Genomic DNA, 19225 nt, shown 5'->3' with positions numbered 1-19225 from the left:
ATCGCACTATTGCACAACACAACTATTGCACTAACCGGAGGTAACGCAATGAATATCGTTAGCATTTTCATTCAGACTCTAGTCGGCGGCATTGGGATCGGCAGTCTATACGCGCTGGTCGCGCTTGGCTACTCGATGATCTATCGCTCAATGGGATTGGTCAACTTTGCGCACGGTAGTATCTACATGATTGGCACCTACTTTGGGATCATTTGGTACCGCGGGATGGTCATGGGATTGCAAGTGCCCTATCCGATTGCATTCGTCATGGGCATCCTGCTTACGGCAATCCTGGGTCTCATCCTCGAGCGAATCTTCCGCCCGCTTGCACATCTCGATTTGATGTTGATGCTGCTTGGAACCATCGGGTTGGGATATGTTCTCGACAATTTGGCGGTTATCATCTGGGGTGCGGAAGGTTTCGCAGTTAATTCGCCCTTGCCGAATGAACCCATTGTGATTGGCGGGGTTGCGTTGTTGCCCCAGATGCTTTTGCTCATTACCGTGTCCGCTCTGTTGATGGTTGGGCTGAATGTATTTCTCGCCAAGTCGAAAATGGGCAAAGCGATGCGCGCCGCCGCGCAGGATCGCGAAACCGCGAGCGCCATGGGAATCCCCGTCAACACCACGAACGCGTTGGTGTTTGCCATCGGGGCTGGACTCGCTGCGGCGGCGGGCATTCTGGCTGCCCCCATTGTCTATGTCAATCCAGCTATGAGTGCGGCGGTCGGTCTGAAGGGATTTGCGGCGTTCATCTTGGGTGGCGCCGGCAGTATCCCCGGCGCAATCGTGGGTGGGCTAGTCTTCGGCGTCCTTGAGGCGATTTCGGCTGGGTTCATCTCATCTGCCTACACCAAGGGAATTGCTTTTGTCGTCATGATCGTTGTGCTCATGATCAAGCCCGCGGGTATCGTGGGTGAGGTCACGGTGGACAAGGTTTAAGGAGGTTCAATGAAGAACACGGCGAGCACAATCAAATGGATTTTGCTAGGGGTAGGCGGTCTTGTCCTACTGGCTTATCCCCTGGTCGCGCCGAATCGCTACACAGTGCATATCGTCAATATGGCAGGTATCTGGATTTTGATGAGTTTGGGACTCAACTTGGCGATGGGATACTGCGGACAAATCAATCTGGCGTTGGGCGCGTTCTGGGGTGTAGGAGCATACACTGCCGCGTTGCTGAGCACGCGGTTTGGAGTGCCTATCTGGATCAACATGCCGCTGGGGATGCTACTTGCTGGCATTACCGGTGCATTGATCGCATTGCCAATGCTTAAGGTGCGCTCACACTATTTAGCTCTCGTAACCATTGGTCTCGCGGAGACGATCAACATTATCATGGTCAATGAGATTTGGTTGACCGAGGGTCCACTTGGGATTTCCGGCATCCCGATGCCGAATCTGTTTGGCATTCCAATTGACGGCGCCGAACGTTTCTACTATATCGTTCTCGTCTGCGTAGTGGTCGGTTTTCTGGTAGCCCGGCAGATCGTCAGTCATCGCATCGGTCGCTCCTTCATCGCGATTCGTGACGACGATACAGCCGCCAAGGCAATGGGCGTCAATGTGGCATACTACCAGGTTTTGGCGAATGCCATCTGCGGTGTTTACTGCGGGGTGGCTGGCGTGCTGTATGCGCACATGAGCACCTACATTAGCCCTGACATCTTCGAGTTCAAGAATGCATTGTTCGTCCTGACTATGACGATGGTCGGCGGGATGGGTAGTCTGGCTGGCTCGGTTGTTGGAGGGCTTGCCTTGCCGCTTGCCCAAGAGTGGTTGCGTGCCATCAAGAGTTGGCAACTAGTTGGGTTCGGACTTGCGATCATGATCGTGGTCTTGTTCATGCCCGGCGGCGTGGTGGGGCTTACGCAGAAAATTGAGCAAGCCGGCGGCATACGATTGCCGTGGGCGCGCAAACCAGCGGCAGAACCATCGCGAATGGAGGAGCCGAATGTTTCTTGAGATCGAACACCTCACAATGCAATTCGGCGGTCTCGTCGCCGTCAATGACGTTTCGCTGAGCGTCAAGCAGGGCGAGATTCACGGTTTGATTGGTCCCAACGGTTCTGGCAAGACGACGATTTTCAACGTCGTGTCCGGCTATTATAAACCGACCGGCGGAAAAATCACTTACGCTGGCAAGCCGATTGCCGGTATACCGGCGCATCAAATTACGGCGCTCGGGTTCGCGCGCACGTTTCAAAACCTGCGGCTGTTTAAGAGCATGACCGTGCTCGACAATGTGCTGGTGGCAATGGGGCATCATTGCAAGTCAAGTTTGTGGCAGGCGATGTTGGATCCGATCGCAGTCCAACGCGAGGACAAACTCCTGACCGAAAAAGCGATGAACCTTCTCAGTCTGTTTCACATCGCTGATTTTGCGCGCGAGCGCGCGACGAGTTTACCGTATGGAAATCAACGCCGCGTCGAAATGGCGCGCGCGTTGGCGACCGATCCGAAAATTGTTTTGCTTGACGAACCTGCCGCCGGGTTGAATGAAACGGAAACGGATGCGCTGCGCGAGACGTTGCTCAAGATTCGCGATTCCGGCGTCACCATCTTTCTCGTCGAGCACGACATGAAACTGGTGATGGGCATTTGCAATGTGGTCTCCGTGCTGGATTATGGCAAAAAGATCGCCGAAGGGGATACAAAAACAATTAGCGGCGACCCAGTCGTGATCGAAGCGTACCTGGGTAAGGAGGAAGACCTGTGATAGTTGTCGAAAATCTAAATACCTACTACGGGCACATTCACGCCGTCAAGGGTATTTCCTTCGAAGTTCGCCAGAGCGAGATCACCGCGTTGATCGGCGCAAATGGCGCGGGCAAATCCACAACGATCAAGACGATCTGCGGTTTGCTCCATCCGCGCGATGGGAGAATCACATTGGATGGTACGCCGATTCATAAACTAAGCGCGGACAAGGTGGTGGCATTGGGGGTAGGATATGTGCCGGAAGGTCGGCGCGTTTTCCCCGTGCTGACGGTGGACGAAAACATGGATATGGGTGCGTACCATCGCTCAGATCATACCGAGGTCGCCAAAGACAAGGCGCGGATGTACGAAACTTTTCCCGCGCTTAAAGGGCGCGAGAAACAACTCGCTGGTTCGTTGAGCGGCGGCGAGCAACAGATGCTCGCCATCGCGCGCGCGCTGATGTCGAAACCGCAGGTGCTGGTGATGGATGAACCCTCGCTGGGACTCGCGCCACTCTTGGTCAAGCGCGTCTTTGAAATTATCGCGGAACTGAACCGGCAAGGCATGACCATTCTATTGAGCGAGCAAAACGCGCGCGGCGCGCTCAAGATCGCGCATCGCGGCATCGTGATGGAAACCGGTAAGATTCGTTTCGCTGATTCTGCCGAAGCATTGCGCGAGAATTCAATTATTCAACACGCGTACTTGGGCGCGGGCTGAGTTTAGAAGTTGAACGATAGCGATTAGAAAATCAAAATTGGAGGTTGGTAAATGGCAGAGATCAAAATCCTGCGACCGTTCAAGGATGGCAAAGAAATCTGGATCGGACTCGATTCGCCGGGATTTCGTCGCAAAGTCTTCCAGCTCGTGAACAAGGAACAGGTCGGCTCAGAGCATATTGTCGCCGGTCTGACGATTTTTGAACCGGGCGAATCATCCTCGCGGCACAATCACCCCGCCGCAGAAGAGGTAGACATTATGGTCCGCGGCACCGGCGATGTGGTGACCGAAGAAGGACAACGAATTACCTTCGCTGAAGGCGATTGGGTCTTTATTCCAAAAGGCATGTTTCATCAGCACGTGAACAATGGCAATGAACCGCTGTGGTTGATCTGGATGTACACACCGCAGGGCGAGTTACCCAAATCCTAAGTCAGAAGGATGACGGATGAGGGATGAAATAATTCGCTCTAAAATTCATCCTTCACCCTTCCGCCTTCATCCCGGAAAATTATGAAAGCTGCATTGCTTCTATCACCCAATAAAATTGAAATCAGTGAAATTGCCGCGCCGCGTGTTGGAGCCGGTGACGTTTTGATTCAACCGAGCCGCGCCGGTGTGTGTGGTTCGGATGTTTCATTGTATGCCGGGCATCGCGCGCCGCCAGCGTATCCCCTGTTGCTGGGTCACGAATTCGTCGGACGCGTGACCGCGCTCGGCGCAGGCGTGACGAAATTCGCGGTCGGACAACGCGTCATCGTCGAGCCGAACTATCCGTGCGGCGCGTGCGCCTTTTGCCGCAGCGGACGCGGCAACATTTGTCCGAACAAAACAATCCCCGGTGTCAACGTGCCCGGCTGTTTTGCCGACGCATTCGCCGCGCCGGCTGAATTTGTGTTCGCCGTACCGGATGCAATCTCCGATTCGGACGCGGCGACGATTGAACCGCTCGCCGTGTCGCTCCACGCATTGTGGCAATCGGGCGCACAACTCGGCGATACGATTGCCGTCCTGGGGTGCGGCGCGACGGGCTTGCTCTTGATTCAAGCCGCGGTCGCGCAAGGGTTGCGCGTGATCGCGCACGACAAGTTCACCGACAAGCTTGTAATGGCGCAACAATTGGGCGCGGTCGTCCCGAATGGTGATGATGTCGCAAAATTGTGGCAAACCGAAAACGTGACGACCGTATTTGAATGTGCTGGCGTCACCGCAACCGTGGAACTGGCGTTGAGCGCGGTACCGCGCGGCGGTCAAGTCGTTTTGGTCGGATTATCCACCGCGCCGGCAACATTTGTACCGTTCCGTTTGGTGCGCGAAGCCATTCGCGTCAACGGTTCGATCATCTACGATCATCCAAAAGACTTTACGCGCGCGATTGCGTTGGTCGCGCGTGGCGCGTTGCATCCCGCGCAAATCGTCACCGACACACTTGCGTTCGACGAAATCACGCGCGCGCTTGAAATCGCTTCGACCGGACAAGCCGGTAAAGTCCATTTGCACTTTTAGCTACGCCCTTAAGGGCGTGGCTAAAGCGCGAGGTTTTTCGTGGGCGAGCTTCACTGGGACACCCAATTATCTTACACGACGGAAAACGGAATCCAAATTCGCGGCTATGATCTCGTGCAAATGATCGGCGCGATTCCATTTCCGTCTGTGCTGTATTTGCTGTTCACTGGCGAGTTGCCAACGCCGGGCGTCGCCAAACTTGTTGACGCGATCATGGTCGCGAGCATTGATCACGGACCCGGCGCGCCCTCGGCGCTCGCCGCGCGCACGGCGGCATCCGGCGGTGCGCCGCTTGGCGCGGCAGCGGCGGCGGGATTGTTGACGCTGGGAAAATATCACGGCGCGGCGGTTCAAGACGCGATGGAAGCGCTTCTGCAAGTCGTCGAGTATGCGAAAGAGACCCAGGATTTGGATCGCGCGGCGGATCACGTCGTCGCCGAGTGGCGAAAAACGAAACGGCGTCTCGCCGGGTTTGGACATCGCCAGCACAAACACCAAGACCCGCGCCTCGCGCGTTTGTTCGATCTCGCGCGTGAAGCGAACGTGCGCGAAAATTATCTGCAAGCCGCGCACGCGATTGAACGCGCGTTGAAAAAAAGCGCGGGCAAAGATTTGCCGATCAACATTGATGGCGCGATCGCGGCGATTTTGTGCGAGATCGGATTTCCGCCGACGTTGGCAAACGCGGTATTTATGATCGCGCGCATGGCTGGCATTCTCGCGCACGCGCACGAAGAAATCACGCAAATGCCGCCGATGCGTCGCATTGATCCGGTGGATCATGGTTATGCCGGACCGTCCGAGAGAGATTTGCCGATTTCCAAATCACACTAGGAGGAAATGTTACTATGCCACCGAGACCCATCACACCAGAAGAAAAAATATACGCCGATGAATTATTGAAACGCGCGCGCGTCGCGTTGAAGGCAATTGAATGTTATGACCAAGCCCGCGTGGATCGCTTGTGTCGAGCCATTGGCTGGGCAACCGCGAACGAAAAAACATTCACGCGCATCGCGCAGATGGGCGTGGACGAAAGCGGGCTGGGAGATCGCGAAGGACGCGCGGCGAAACGCTTCAAGATTATGGGCATCCTCCGTGATATTCTCCGGCGAAAAAGCATCGGCGTCATCGAAGAGATTCCGGAAAAAGGAATCGTGAAATACGGCAAGCCGGTGGGAGTGATCGCTTCGCTCATTCCCACGACGAACCCGGAACTGACGCCGCCGGGCGTCGGCTTGTTCGCGCTCAAGTGTCGCGATGTCGTGATCTTTGCGCCCCACCCGCGCAGCAAGAACACGACGCTCGAAATGGTCCGGGTGATGCGCGAGACGCTCAAGCGCGAAGGCGCGCCCGAAGATATTTTCCAGTGCGTCGAAAAACCCAGCATCCCGCTGTCGCAGTACCTCATGTCCGTTTGCGATCTCGTTCAAGCGACCGGCGGCAAGGATATGGTCAAGGCGGCGTACAGTTCCGGCGTGCCTTCGCTAGGTGTGGGCGCGGGCAACTCGACGATGGTGATTGACGAGACCGCGAACATCGCAGAAGCCGCGCGCAACACGCGCATCAGCAAAACCTCCGACTATGGTTCGGGCTGTTCCGCCGACGGCAACCTCATCGTCGAAGCATCCATCTACGATTCATTCCTGGCGCAATTGATCAAAGAAGGCGGCTATCTCACATCGCTCGAAGAAAAAGCGCAACTGCAAGCGGTGCTGTGGGACGCGGAACGACATCGCACACCGGACACGGTCGCGATTTCGGCGCAGAGAATCGCGGCGCGCGCGGGATTTGAAATTCCAGCCGACCGCAAATTCATCATCGTCCAAGAAGACGGCATCGGCAAGGATTATCTTTTCTCTAGCGAAAAACTGTGCGTCGTGCTTTCGATTTTCAAGTATACCGGTTTTCAAAACGCGCTGGAAATGGTCAAACAGATTTTCGAGGTGGGCGGGAAGGGACACTCGTGCGGCATCTACTCGTTCGACGATGAGCACATTCATCAACTTGCGCTCGTCGCACCGGTGAGTAGAATGATGGTACGCCAGCCGCAGTCGAAGGCGAACGCCGGCGCGTTCAACAATGGGATGCCGATGACGTCGAGTCTGGGATGCGGGACCTGGGGCGGCAACATTACATCGGAGAATATCCACTTGAAGCATTACATGAACACGACCTGGGTCAGTCGTCCGATTCCCGAAGACCGTCCGTCCGAGCAAGACTTGTTTGGCGAATTTTACAACACCGAAACCTTGTGAGTCACGGGAGAATGAATCATGTTGAAAATCTTACTCATGCACGGACCGAACTTGAATCTGCTCGGCTGGCGCGAGCCGGGGATATACGGCACGGTCGGTTTTGATGAAATCAACGCGCGGATGAAAAAGGTCGCCGAAGAGAACGGGGCGGAACTGACGGTGTTCCAATCGAACAGTGAAGGCGGGATCGTGGACGCGATTCAGGATGCGCGCAATTGGGCGGACGGCATCGTTATCAATCCCGGCGCATACTCGCACTATTCCATCGCGATTCGCGACGCGCTCTCCGCCGTGAAATTGCCAACCATCGAAGTCCATTTGTCGAACATTCACGCGCGCGAAGAATTTCGGCACAAACTTGTGCTCACGCCGGTTTGCGTCGGGATGATTTGCGGACTGGGTTGGCGTAGTTATTTGTACGGACTCAAAGCGCTGCTCGCAATTCTGCACGAGCAAAAGAAAGAAGAGAATCAGATCGGCTACGACGATTGAATTTTGGTAGGGGCTTTGCATGCAACGCCCCTACTGCATCATTCTTCGCGCGTTTCTTCAATCGCCGCGATCACATCCTCACGCGGCACATTATCCACGATGACCACATCGCCCAGCGCGCGCGGCAATACGAACCGCAATTGCGCGCCGACGCGTTTCTTGTCCGTCCCCATCGCGTCGAGAATCACATCAGTGGACATGGCAGATGGCACGCGCGTCGGTAGATCAATCGCGCGTAAAAGGTTTTCGACGCGCGCGACGAGCGTCGCCTCGCACATCCCGCGCCGCGCCGCCAAGCGCGTCGCGCACACCAGCCCAATCGCAACCGCCTCGCCGTGTTGCAATTCGAAATTCGACAACAACTCGAACGCGTGCCCGAACGTGTGCCCCAGGTTCAGCTTGCCGCGCTCGCCTTGTTCGAGCGGATCGCGCGCGACAATATTGATCTTGACCTGCATCGCGCGGGCGATCCAACTGCGCCGACCTTCCATCGGCACCGGCGACGAATTCGGATCGCGTTCCAGCATCTCGAACAAGCCCACATCTTCGATGATGCCGTGCTTGACGACCTCTGCCATGCCCGAATGTAATTCTTCCTCACGCAGCGTGGCGAGCGCGTCGGTGTCCGCGATCACCGCGAACGGTTGCTTGAATGCGCCCACCAGATTTTTGCCGCGCGGATGATCCACCGCGGCTTTACCGCCGATGCTCGCGTCCACCATCGCCAACAAGGTCGTCGGCATTTGCACGAACGACACGCCGCGCAAGTACGTCGCCGCCGCAAAGCCGGCGACATCGCCGATGACACCGCCGCCCAGCGCGAAGACGATGGACTGGCGGTCGAGTTGCGCGTCAATCAGTTGATCGTAAATCATCCGCACGGAATCGAGCGTCTTGTACTTTTCGCTATCGGGAATTTCGATGATGTGCGGTTCGAAATTACGCGCGCGCAACGATTCGACCACCGGCGCGGCGTGCAATCGGCTCACGCGCGGATTCGTGATGATCGCGCAATGCGGCGAAAAACTATCCCGCGTCAAATTCATCAAGCGTCCCACCTGCCCCAGCAAACCCGCGCCGACAAAAATCGGACACACGCTGTCTGGCGCGGACACGTTGATTTTGCGCGGTTGCAACAAACCGACGATTTCATCGGCGACCTGCTCCACCGTCTTGTCGTGCGTGTTCAAATGCCATTCGACCTGGGCATACGCGTCGCGCCGCGCGTTCATCAACTCGACGATGCGTTGTTGCGGGTTTGCCGATTGCAACAAGGGACGATCGTGTTGATGCTTGAGCCGATTGTAAATATCATCGGGGGGCGCATCGAGACACACGACTAACGCGTCTTTGAAATACGCCCGATTGTTTGGATTCACCATCGCGCCGCCGCCGGTGGCGACGACGTGATTCTCACTTTGCGCCAGCCGCGCGCACCACTCGGTTTCGCGCGCGCGAAAGTACGCTTCGCCGTGCACGTTGAACATTTCGGGAATCGTCATGCCTTCCGCCGCTTGAATCGCGACATCCATGTCCACAAATTCGCGACCCAGTCTTTCGGCAATCACTTTGCCGACCGAGGTCTTGCCTGCGCCCATAAAGCCGGTCAAAACAATCGGCGCAACACGTGGTTGACTCATTTGAGATTCTCCATTCGTTGTCTCATTTCATTGATCGAATCGCCACCCAGTTTTTCCATCAACGCGTCGGCAAGCACGAACGCGACCATCGCCTCGCCGATCACGCACGCGCGCGGCACGTGTGAAAAATCCGAACGTTGATATTGCGCGAGCGCCGGTTCGCCGGTCGCGAGATCAATCGAACGCAACGGCGTCACCGTCGTCGCGATCGGTTTCAGCGCGGCGCGAATCACAATCGGCATCCCGTTCGTGATCCCACCTTCAAGTCCTCCGGCGCGATTTGTTTGCCGTGTAAATTTGTGATTGGTAATTGGTAATTGGTCTGTTGCAACAATCTCATCCTGCACCTGCGTCCCCACCTTGCGCGCATTCTCCCACGCATCGCCGATCTCAACGCCCTTGACCGATTGAATGCTCATCACTGCTTGCGCGAGCCGCCCATCGAGTTTGCGGTCCCACTGCACGTGCGAGCCGAGTCCGACCGGCACATTGAGCGCGACGATTTCGATTACGCCGCCGATGGTATCTTTTGCGCGCATCACCTCTTCGATGCGTTCGCGGATTTTTGTCGCGCTCGTCTCGTCGGCGACTATTACGTCGGATGCCTGGGCGCGGGAAAAAATTTCTGCGTATGGAATGGAAGGAACTTGGGCGATGATGCCGCCGATTTCGAGCACGTGACTGCCGAGGATGATTCCAAATTCCGCGAGGAGTTGGCGCGCGACGGAGCCGCATGCAACGCGCATCGCGGTTTCGCGCGCGCTCGCGCGTTCCGCGACCATCCGCAAATCGTCGAACCCGTACTTGATCGCACCGGCAAGATCGGCGTGCCCCGGTCGGGGAATCGTTTGCGGCGGGACAACCTTGTCCTTCCAATTCGCGTAATCGAGATTTTCGATTCGCAACGCGACCGGCGCGCCAATCGTTTTGCCGTCCACCACGCCGCCCAGGATTTCGACGCGATCCGTTTCGATCCGCATCCGCGCCGAACGCCCCACGCCAATTTGTCGTCGCGCCAGATCGCGATTGATCGCGTCCGCGTCCACACGCAAACCCGCCGGCAATCCTTCGACGATTCCCGTGAGCGCCGGTCCGTGTGATTCACCGGCTGTCAAGAATCGCAACATGCCTAACCTCACTCGCGCCGCGTTTCAATTCGCGCGCGCGTTCCAATTCCGCCATCGCCGCGTCGAGCATGATCTGATCCGGGACGCGGTAGCCGGTCCACAACTTGAATGCCTCGACGCCTTGATGCACCAGCATTCCAAGACCGCCAATCGCACGCGCCCCGGCGAGTTCGGCTTCGCGCAGGAACCGCGTTTGCAAAGGACGATAAACCAGATCGAACGCGACGGCGTGACGCGGAAACGCGTACGTCATCGGCGATTCACCTTCGCGCGGTGTCATGCCGACCGGCGTCGCATTGATGATGATCTGCGCGCGGGCGAGGGATTCGGTCTCGTTCGCCGTGACGGTCACGCGAGGAAATTCTCCGCGCACACGTTCGGCGAGCATTGCCGCGCGCGTGTGCGTGCGGTTCACGATCACGATGTGCGCCGCGCCGGACTCGGCGAGCGCGAACGCCGCCGCGTGCGCCGCGCCGCCCGCGCCCAGGATTGCCACGCGCGCGCCGCGCATCTTTACTAATGCCTGGGTCAACGTTTGAACAATGCCATACACGTCGGTATTATCGCCAATCAGCTTGCCATCCCGTTTGATGATGGTGTTCACCGCGCCCACGTGACGCGCGTGATCGGCGATGTCGTCCAAGTATGGCATCACCGCTTCTTTATGCGGCACGGTCACATTCGCGCCCGTGCAATCGTCGAGGCGGATACGCGCGACGACCTCTCCTAATTGATCGCGCGGTGTTTCGAGTAAACCATACTCCCAATCCAAGTTCAGCGCGCGAAACGCGGCGTTCTGCATCGCGGGCGACAAGGAATGCTTGACCGGATATCCTATCAGAAAAACACGTTTCATTGAATGCCCTCCAGGGTTTCGGCAAAATTCGGAAACGAATCGGCGACGCATTCCCAGCCCTCGATGATCGTTTCGCCGCGCGCGATGAGCGCGGCGACCGCGAGCGCCATCGCGAGCCGATGATCGTTGTGCGCCGAGACGCGCGCGCCGCGCAACGGCGTCGGTCCTGCGATGATGAATCCATCGTCGCGTTCCTCGATCTGCGCGCCCATCTTGCGGATTTCTTGCGCGAGCGTCGCGATGCGGTCCGACTCCTTGACGCGCAGTTCTTGCGCGTCGCGCACGATCGTTTCGCCGCGCGCCTGGGTTGCCGCAATCGCGAAAATCGGAAATTCGTCAATCATGCGCGGCGCCTCATCGCCAGCGATCTCGGTCGCGCGCAACGCGGAGCGGCTCGCGCGCGCGATGACATCGCCGACCGGTTCGCCCGACTCATCGCGCGCGTTTTCAATCGCGACACGCGCGCCCATCCGCGTCAGCGCGTCGAGCAACCCGGTGCGCGTCGCGTTGACGCCGACGTTTTGCAAACACAATTCCGATTGCGGCACGATGAGCGCGGCGACGATGAAGAACGCGGCGGAGGAAAAATCATTTGGAATTTGGAAATTGGAAGTTGGAAGTTGGAGATTTGAAGTTGGATTAATTCGCGTTTCGCAATTCGCAATTCGCAATTCGATTCCACAACCTTGCAACATCCTCTCCGTGTGATCGCGTGACAAACTGGGTTCGCGCACTGTCGTGGGCGAATCGGCGAAGAGCGCGGCGAGCAGAATCGCGGATTTGACTTGCGCGCTCGCGACGTTCATCGTGTACTCGATCCCGCGCAGATTGCCGCCGCGTATTGCAAGCGGGGGCAGTTTGCCATCGTCGCGCGCGAGAATCGTCGCGCCCATCGCGCGGAGCGGCTCGGCGACGCGCGCCATCGGGCGACGTTTGAGCGCGGGCGTACCGTCGAGAATCGAAAGAAAGTTCTGTCCCGCGCACAACCCGGCGAGCAAACGCATCGTCGTGCCCGATCCTTTGCAAAACAAAATGTCACTCGGCTCGCGCAAACCGCGCATCCCGCGTCCGCGAACCACGAGTGTCGTCGCATCGCGTTGCTCGATCTCCGCGCCCATCGCGCGCAAGCAATCGAGCGTTGCGTGCGTCGTTTCGCTCGGCAAAAAATTTTCGATGCGCGTCGCGCCCTCGGCGAGCGACGCGAAAATCGCCGCGCGATGTGAGATGGATTTGTCGGCGGGCACGGTAAGTGTGCCGCGAAGTGGTTTGGAAGATGGAGTGATTTGATATTCTGGCATTTTTGATTTCCAAGTGGCGATTAGCAAATGGCAGATAGCGGATCGCACCATACAATTTGCAATTTGCCATACGCTATCCGCTATTTGCGATTTGAAACAACCCGCGTCGCAGTTCCGCTGCGCTTTGCAAACGCGCGCGCAACGTGTCATCATTGCCGCGCTCGATCGCGTCGGCGAGCGCATTGAGGTTGCGCGAATAGTCGCGGAGGCACGCGGCGACGTGATCGCGATTCGTCAGCAAAATGTCGAGCATCATCGTCGTGTTGCTCGCGGCAAGACGGGACGTGTCGCGAAAACCGGACGCTGCGAGTGCGAACAGCGCATCGTCGTTCTGCGCGAATTCACTCGCCGTCATCATCAAGTTAGACGCGACTGCGAACGGCAGATGACTGATCGCCGCGACAATCTTGTCGTGCCGCGCCGCATCGAGCACGAGCGGACGCGAACCCAGGCGTGTGGCGAGTGACGCGAGGCGAGTGACGGTTTCCTGGGTTGTTCGTGCGAGCGGCGTCAATACAAATGGAGCATCGCGAAAAAGATTCGCGTCCGCCGCGTCGAACCCGGACGTTTCTTTGCCGCACATTGGGTGCGCGCCAATCGCGTGAATGTGCGTGGGCAAATTTTCCATCGCGTTCACAATCGCGCGCTTCGTCGAACCCAGGTCGAACACGACCGCGCCGGGTCGCGTGAGCGCGCCAACGCGTGGCACCAATTCGACGATGACACGCACCGGCGTCGCAAGCACGATCACGTCGGCGCGTGCGACGAGCGCGAGATCGTCACTCGCTTCATCTACGCTGCCGCGCGCAAGCGCATCTGCGCGCGTCGCCGCGTTGCGTTCGACCGCGAGGATGCGCGCGCACGCGCGATGTTCGCGCAAAGCCAGCGCGAATGAACCACCCATCAAACCCAGACCAACTATCGCGATAACGGAATCGCGCCAAGCAAAACCATCTTCATCCATGTGTCATTCGCCCATTCGCCATTCGCCATTCGCCGTCCGCCATTTCACACCGTTCGACCGACCGCTTCCGCAACGCGGCGCACATCCGCGACCATTGCGGCAAAGTTCGCCGGCTTGAGCGATTGCGCGCCGTCGCTCAACGCGAGTTCGGGATGCGGATGCACTTCGACGATCACGCCGTCTGCGCCCGCGGCAATCGCGCCGCGCGCGACCGGCGCGACCAGTTCCCACTTACCCGTACCGTGCGACGGGTCGGCGATCACCGGCAAGTGCGTCAACGATTTGAGCAACGGAATCGCGTTGATGTCGAACGTGTTACGCGTCCCAGTTTCGAACGTGCGAATGCCACGCTCGCACACCATCACGCGATTGTTGCCCTGCGCGAGAATGTACTCCGCCGCCATCAACAATTCTTCGACGGTGGACATCATGCCGCGCTTGAGCAGAATCGGTTTTTGCGTTTCGCCGACCGCGCGCAAGAGTGAATAGTTTTGCATGTTGCGCGCGCCGATCTGCAAAATATCCGCGTACTGCGCGACGAGCGTCACCTCCTGCGGCGACATTACCTCGGTCGCGACCGGCAAGTGGAACAGATCGCGCGCTTCGCGCAACAATTCGAGTCCGCGCAAACCGAGACCCTGGAACGCGTACGGCGACGTGCGCGGCTTGAACGCACCGCCGCGCAAGATGTGCGCGCCGGCATCTTTCACCGCTGCCGCGGTTTCGAACAACTGCTCGCGCGATTCGACGGAACACGGTCCCGCGATCACGATGACTTGATTGCCGCCGACGCTGACGCCGTTGATGCGGACAACCGAATCCGCCGGGTGAAAATCGCGCGACGCAAGTTTGAATGGATGCAGGACGCGCACGACGCGCTCGACGCCGTCGAACGCTTCGAAATGTTCCGGCTCGATGGGTCGTTCGTCGCCGATGAGTCCGATGATCGTGCGTTCTTCGCCGCGCGAGAGATGCGTTTTGAAACCCAGTGATTCGACGTGTTTGATCAACGCGTCAATGTTTTCGGCTGGCGCGTTGTGTTTCATAATGATGACCATACGATTACTCCTTTTGAAATGTAAGGCAAATTTCCAATTTGCCCTGACGCAAGTTGGAAACTTGCGCTACACGGTGCGATCAATCGCTTCCGCGACGCGACGGACTTGGGCGACGAGCCGGGCGAAATTGTCCGGCTTGAGCGATTGCGCGCCATCGCTGCGCGCGCGCGCCGGATCGGGATGCACTTCGACGATCAACCCGTCCGCGCCGGCGGCGACCGCGGCGCGCGCGATGGGTGTGACGTACTCCCACTTGCCGGTGCCATGCGACGGATCGGCGACCACCGGCAAATGCGTCAACGCTTTGAGCGCGGGAATCGCGTTCACGTCGAAGGTGTTGCGCGTGACCGTCTCGAACGTGCGAATGCCGCGCTCGCACAACATGACGCGCTGATTGCCGTGCGACAAGATATATTCTGCCGCCATCAACAATTCTTCGACAGTGGACATCATGCCGCGTTTGAGCAGAACCGGTTTTTGCGTTTCGCCGACCGCGTGGAGCAACGCGTAATTTTGCATGTTGCGCGCGCCGATCTGAAACACGTCGGCGTACTGCGCGACGAGCGTGACATCTTGCGGCGAGATCACCTCGGTGATGATGGGCAACTGGTACGCCTCGCGCGCTTCGCGCAAGAGTTCAAGTCCTTTCAATCCCAGACCCTGGAACGCGTAGGGGGACGTGCGCGGTTTGTACGCGCCGCCGCGCAACATCGTCGCGCCGGCTTGCTTGATCGCCGCCGCCGTTTCCATGATTTGTTCGCGCGATTCGACCGAGCACGGTCCCGCCATCACGATCACTTGCGAACCGCCGACGCTGACGCCGTTGATCTTGACGATGGAATCCTCCACGTGAAAATCGCGCGAGGCGAGTTTGAACGGATGCAGAATTCGCATCGTGCGTTCGACGCCCGGCATCAGATCGAACGTGTCTGGCTCGATGGGACGTTCGTCGCCGACGACGCCGATGATCGTGCGTTCTTCGCCGTAGATCGGATGCGGACTAAAGCCGAGCGATTCGACGTACTGCATGACGTTCTGGATTTCCTCGCTCGTCGCGTGATGTTGCATGACGATAACCATAATTGCATTCCCTCCTATGATGTGGGGCAAGTTTCTAACTTGCCTACGTCGCACGTTGGAAACTTGCGCGATGATTCAAAATGTAAACCCAGCTTCTAACTTGCCTACGTCGCAAGTTGGAAACTTGCGCGATGATTCAAAATGTAAACCAAGCTTCTAACTTGCCTGTGTCGCAAGTTGGAAACTTGCGCGACGATTCAAAATGTAAACCCAGTTTCTAACTTGCCTACGTCGCAAGTTGGAAACTTGCGCGACGATTCAAAATGTAAACCAAGCTTCTAACTTGCCTATGTCGCAAGTTGGAAACTTGCGCTACGATTCAAAATGTAAACCAAGTTCCCAACTTGCCTATGTCGCAAGTTGGAAACTTGCGTTACAAAATTCGCGCTACTGATTTGATGCCGCGGGGTACGAACCCAGCACTTTGATGAACGATGATTTATTCAACAGACCGACTAACGCCTCGCGGCACGCTGGGTCGTCCCAGTGTCCTTCAAAGTCGAGATAGAACACGTAATGCCAGGGTCGTCGCCGGTCGGGACGCGATTCGATTTTCGCGAGGTTGATCCCGCGCGTCGAAAATTCGCCGAGGCACGCGTAGAGCGCGCCGGGAATGTGCCGCGTCGCGAACACGAGCGACGTTTTGGATTTCTCGGCGCGCGGCGGTTCGTGGCGACCGACGACAAAAAAGCGCGTAAAGTTGTTCACGATATCCTGGACATCGCGCGCGAGAATGTCCAAGCCGTAGACGCGCGCGGCGGTCTCGCTCGCAATCGCGGCGGCATTCGGCTCGCGTGTCTCGGCGATTTGTTTCGCCGCGCCCGCCGTGTCGTACACGACAATCGCGTCCCAGCCGTTGCTCGCGATAAATCGCTCGCACTGCGCGATGGCGGACGGATGCGAGTACACGCGTTTCACATCCTGAAGCGTCGCGCCGGGCACAACCAACAACGCGTGGCGCACGCGCAGGATCACTTCGCGCGTGATTTTCAAATCGTAATCGAGCAACAAATCGTACGATTGATTGATCGCGCCCGCCGTCGAATTTTCAATCGGCACCATCGCGAGCTCAGCGCGGTCTTCGTCCACCGTGCGAAAGAGATCGAAAAACGTGCGGCACGGAATCGTCTCGACCTCGTTGCCAAACGTTTGGAAAATGGCTTCTTGCGAATACGCACCATGCTCACCTTGAAACGCGATGCGGGTCATTTGGCTTCTCCTGTTTCGGGAAATTCTTCCGTAATCGTTGCCCAGTCGGGGCGGAGTTTGCGCGCGTCGCGCAAATAAACGTGGCGGACCTCGTGCGGGGAGCGTTCGGTGTTCCAGTGAATCATCACGCGGATGCAGCGCGACAGATCGGTGGGCACGCGTGGCGCGAGCATATCGAGGAGCGCGGTGTGCGTCCAACCGAGTTGGCGCGCGGCGGCGGCGGGGAATGCCGCGTCGAGGTCGGGGGTGACGGTGAACACGGCGCTGACGACATCGTCCGGATGCAAGTCGTTGCGGCGCGCGATCGTGTCCAACAGTTCGCGCGTCGCGTCGAGAATCGCCTCGCGCGTGTTGGCGTTGGAGGTAGTTGCGCCGCGAATTCCGCGAAGTGACATGGCTGCTCCCGAAAAAGAAAAGGAGCGTGGGGTTGAATCCCACGCTCCTGTGTTGTTGCCTGATTACGGCTAACTAAGGTGTGACGATTCGACCCGCGGTGCATCGCCGGCGTAAAAATAAAAGTAGCCGTAAAAGTAAAACGCGAACGCCGAGGTCGAATTGTGCTTCATCATCGTGGCGAGAATTTACCACAACTCGCGTGGTTTTGTCAAATCGGTTTTGGCGCGTCCGGCGCGTTCATCGTGACGTGACGTTCTTCGCGTTCCCAAGGCATCCACCAATGTTCGATGGTTTGCAGTCCGCTCGTAAACAACGCGCCCAGAATCATTACCACGACCAAACCGGCAAACATATTTTCGGTGAGCAAGGTTTGCCACGAAAACCAAATCAAATAACCCAACCCATACTGCGCCGCGACGAACTCCGCCGCGATGATGACGATGAGCGCCGTGCCGAGACTGAGCCGCAGTCCGGCGAAAATAACCGGCAATGCGCCGGGAATAATCACATGCCAGAACATTTGCCAACGATTCGCGCCGTAATTCTTCGCCGCTTCAAAAAAGATCGGCTCGATGTCGCGCACGCCGACCGTCGTATTGATCAGCACGAGAAAGAACGACGAGATGCCGACGATGACCACCTTGCTCGTTTCGCCGATACCGAAAATCAACATCACGAGCGGCAGGATCGCGATCTTGGGCAGAACATACACCGCCGAAATCACCGGGTCGAGTGCGACCCGCACCGAGCGGCTCATGCCCATGATGACGCCGAGCACGATACCTGGGATCGCGCCGAGAAAGAAACCGGCAAAGATGCGGAACAGACTCACCCACAAATGTCCTTCGATGATAATTTTTTGCGCCGCGTCCCAATCGCCCAGGGCGAGCGCGCCGGGCAGCAACCAGACCTTGCCGAGCAAATCACCCTTCGCCGTCAGATTCCACAGCGCCACCGCGACCGCCGACGGCGCGGGAAAGAACCGTCCGTCGAGCCATTGCGCGCGCACGACGAATTCCCACAACGCGAGCAGGAATAACGGAAAGCCGATGGCGAGCAAGCGGTCGCGTGTGTCGGTATCGAGTTTCATGCTTGTTGCTCCATCGCGCGCTGCACCTCGCCTTGCAGTTCTTTCCAGATCGCGTAGGTCAACCGGCTAAACTCGGGCGTGCCGGTCAATTCAAACGCGCGAGGGCGCGGGAACGGCACCGCGAATTCGCATTTGAACATCCCAGGATGCGCGGTCATCAAAATCACGCGGTCGCCAAGCAACACCGCTTCTTCGATGCTGTGCGTGATGTACACGACCGTCTTGCGCGACGCTTCCCACAACCGGATCAATTCTTCTTGCAGAACCGTGCGCGTCTGCGCGTCGAGCGCGCCGAGCGGCTCGTCCATCAACAAAATTTCGGGATCGTTCGCGAATGCGCGCGCGATGCTGACGCGCTGTTTCATTCCGCCGGAAAGTTGATGGGGATACGCATTCGCAAATTTCGCCAAGCCAACTTTTTTCAGCCAGTCGGTCGCAACGGCGTGGCGTTGCGCGCGCGGCATCCCGCGCATCTGCAATCCGAACGCGACGTTGTCGAGCACCGTCTTCCAGGGAAAGATCGCGTACTCTTGAAAGACGATGCTTTGCAACGGCGTTCCGGATTTGCCGGGCACAAGTGTCACTTGCCCCGACGTGACCGGCGACAAACCAGCCAGCATCCGCAGAAACGTAGACTTGCCGCAACCGGAAGGACCGACGATACAAACGAATTCACCTTCTTGCACTTTTAGATTGAAATTCGTTAGCGCGGTCACCGTGCCGCCCCGCGCGGGATACGATTTACAAACGTTCGTCGCTTTGATCTTGATCGGCATAATTATCAAAAAGGCAGAAGAATGAAAAATGCGAATTCATCCTTCATCCTTC

20 protein-coding genes are annotated in these 19225 nt (G+C 57.7%); 9 read left to right on the top strand and 11 right to left on the bottom strand.

The genetic code is table 11. The annotated features are described in order from the left end of the window. The first annotated feature begins 48 nt into the window (after window positions 1-48). From HY868_19225 to aroQ, 9 genes are all read left to right on the top strand, one after another. On the top strand, window positions 49-942 hold the full coding sequence (locus tag HY868_19225; GenBank protein MBI5304273.1) for a branched-chain amino acid ABC transporter permease: 894 nt from the start codon (window positions 49-51) through the stop codon (window positions 940-942). Between the two features lie 9 nt (window positions 943-951). Beyond that, a complete protein-coding gene (locus HY868_19220; GenBank protein ID MBI5304272.1) occupies window positions 952-1965 on the top strand; it encodes a branched-chain amino acid ABC transporter permease in 1014 nt (337 codons plus the stop codon). Continuing rightward, window positions 1955-2719, top strand: coding sequence for an ABC transporter ATP-binding protein (locus tag HY868_19215; GenBank protein MBI5304271.1), 765 nt, complete (start codon window positions 1955-1957; stop codon window positions 2717-2719). Before HY868_19220 ends, HY868_19215 begins: the two co-directional genes overlap by 11 nt. Beyond that, the gene (locus HY868_19210; protein ID MBI5304270.1) at window positions 2716-3423 is read left to right on the top strand and encodes an ABC transporter ATP-binding protein; all 708 of its coding nucleotides are present in this window, start codon (window positions 2716-2718) and stop codon (window positions 3421-3423) included. The genes HY868_19215 and HY868_19210 overlap by 4 nt, the downstream gene beginning before the upstream one ends. A gap of 51 nt (window positions 3424-3474) precedes the next feature. Then, window positions 3475-3855, top strand: coding sequence for a cupin domain-containing protein (locus HY868_19205; GenBank protein MBI5304269.1), 381 nt, complete (start codon window positions 3475-3477; stop codon window positions 3853-3855). 81 nt (window positions 3856-3936) lie between these two features. Further along, window positions 3937-4929 (top strand): alcohol dehydrogenase catalytic domain-containing protein, encoded by a 993-nt coding sequence (locus tag HY868_19200; GenBank protein ID MBI5304268.1) that lies wholly within the window; start codon window positions 3937-3939, stop codon window positions 4927-4929. Window positions 4930-4968: 39 nt separating this feature from the next. Beyond that, window positions 4969-5763, top strand: a complete 795-nt coding sequence (locus HY868_19195; GenBank protein ID MBI5304267.1) for a citryl-CoA lyase — start codon at window positions 4969-4971, stop codon at window positions 5761-5763. A 14-nt stretch (window positions 5764-5777) separates the two neighbouring features. Further along, window positions 5778-7187 carry an aldehyde dehydrogenase family protein gene (locus tag HY868_19190; protein ID MBI5304266.1) on the top strand — a complete coding sequence of 470 codons (1410 nt, stop codon included), beginning with the start codon at window positions 5778-5780 and terminating at the stop codon, window positions 7185-7187. Window positions 7188-7208: 21 nt separating this feature from the next. Next, the gene (gene aroQ / locus HY868_19185; GenBank protein ID MBI5304265.1) at window positions 7209-7679 is read left to right on the top strand and encodes a type II 3-dehydroquinate dehydratase; all 471 of its coding nucleotides are present in this window, start codon (window positions 7209-7211) and stop codon (window positions 7677-7679) included. 38 nt (window positions 7680-7717) lie between these two features. On the opposite strand, the gene aroB is transcribed toward aroQ, so the two are convergent. The 11 genes from aroB to HY868_19130 form a co-directional block, all read right to left on the bottom strand. After that, entirely contained in the window at window positions 7718-9319 is a 1602-nt protein-coding gene (gene aroB / locus HY868_19180) for a 3-dehydroquinate synthase (GenBank protein MBI5304264.1), read from the bottom strand. Then, window positions 9316-10443 (bottom strand): chorismate synthase, encoded by a 1128-nt coding sequence (aroC, locus tag HY868_19175; GenBank protein ID MBI5304263.1) that lies wholly within the window; start codon window positions 10441-10443, stop codon window positions 9316-9318. Before aroC ends, aroB begins: the two co-directional genes overlap by 4 nt. Beyond that, complete coding sequence (locus tag HY868_19170) at window positions 10421-11302, bottom strand: shikimate dehydrogenase (protein ID MBI5304262.1); 882 nt, start codon at window positions 11300-11302, stop codon at window positions 10421-10423. Before HY868_19170 ends, aroC begins: the two co-directional genes overlap by 23 nt. Beyond that, window positions 11299-12600, bottom strand: coding sequence for a 3-phosphoshikimate 1-carboxyvinyltransferase (aroA, locus tag HY868_19165; GenBank protein MBI5304261.1), 1302 nt, complete (start codon window positions 12598-12600; stop codon window positions 11299-11301). Before aroA ends, HY868_19170 begins: the two co-directional genes overlap by 4 nt. A gap of 73 nt (window positions 12601-12673) precedes the next feature. Beyond that, on the bottom strand, window positions 12674-13564 hold the full coding sequence (locus tag HY868_19160; GenBank protein MBI5304260.1) for a prephenate dehydrogenase: 891 nt from the start codon (window positions 13562-13564) through the stop codon (window positions 12674-12676). A 44-nt stretch (window positions 13565-13608) separates the two neighbouring features. Then, a complete protein-coding gene (aroF, locus tag HY868_19155) occupies window positions 13609-14622 on the bottom strand; it encodes a 3-deoxy-7-phosphoheptulonate synthase (protein MBI5304259.1) in 1014 nt (337 codons plus the stop codon). 66 nt (window positions 14623-14688) lie between these two features. After that, window positions 14689-15702, bottom strand: coding sequence for a 3-deoxy-7-phosphoheptulonate synthase (gene aroF, locus HY868_19150; GenBank protein MBI5304258.1), 1014 nt, complete (start codon window positions 15700-15702; stop codon window positions 14689-14691). A 387-nt stretch (window positions 15703-16089) separates the two neighbouring features. After that, window positions 16090-16911: a prephenate dehydratase gene (gene pheA, locus HY868_19145; GenBank protein ID MBI5304257.1), complete on the bottom strand. Its 822-nt coding sequence runs from the start codon at window positions 16909-16911 to the stop codon at window positions 16090-16092. Continuing rightward, the gene (gene aroH, locus HY868_19140; protein ID MBI5304256.1) at window positions 16908-17306 is read right to left on the bottom strand and encodes a chorismate mutase; all 399 of its coding nucleotides are present in this window, start codon (window positions 17304-17306) and stop codon (window positions 16908-16910) included. Before aroH ends, pheA begins: the two co-directional genes overlap by 4 nt. 209 nt (window positions 17307-17515) lie before the next feature. Beyond that, window positions 17516-18397 carry an ABC transporter permease gene (locus tag HY868_19135; GenBank protein ID MBI5304255.1) on the bottom strand — a complete coding sequence of 294 codons (882 nt, stop codon included), beginning with the start codon at window positions 18395-18397 and terminating at the stop codon, window positions 17516-17518. Beyond that, the gene (locus tag HY868_19130) at window positions 18394-19173 is read right to left on the bottom strand and encodes an ABC transporter ATP-binding protein (protein MBI5304254.1); all 780 of its coding nucleotides are present in this window, start codon (window positions 19171-19173) and stop codon (window positions 18394-18396) included. Before HY868_19130 ends, HY868_19135 begins: the two co-directional genes overlap by 4 nt. Window positions 19174-19225: the final 52 nt, after the last annotated feature.

It is taken from the genome of Chloroflexota bacterium (assembly GCA_016219275.1).
Classification (GTDB): domain Bacteria; phylum Chloroflexota; class Anaerolineae; order UBA4142; family UBA4142; genus JACRBM01.
The sequence above is the reverse complement of the archived record's forward strand: the minus strand, read 5'-3'. Positions and strand labels throughout refer to the sequence as shown.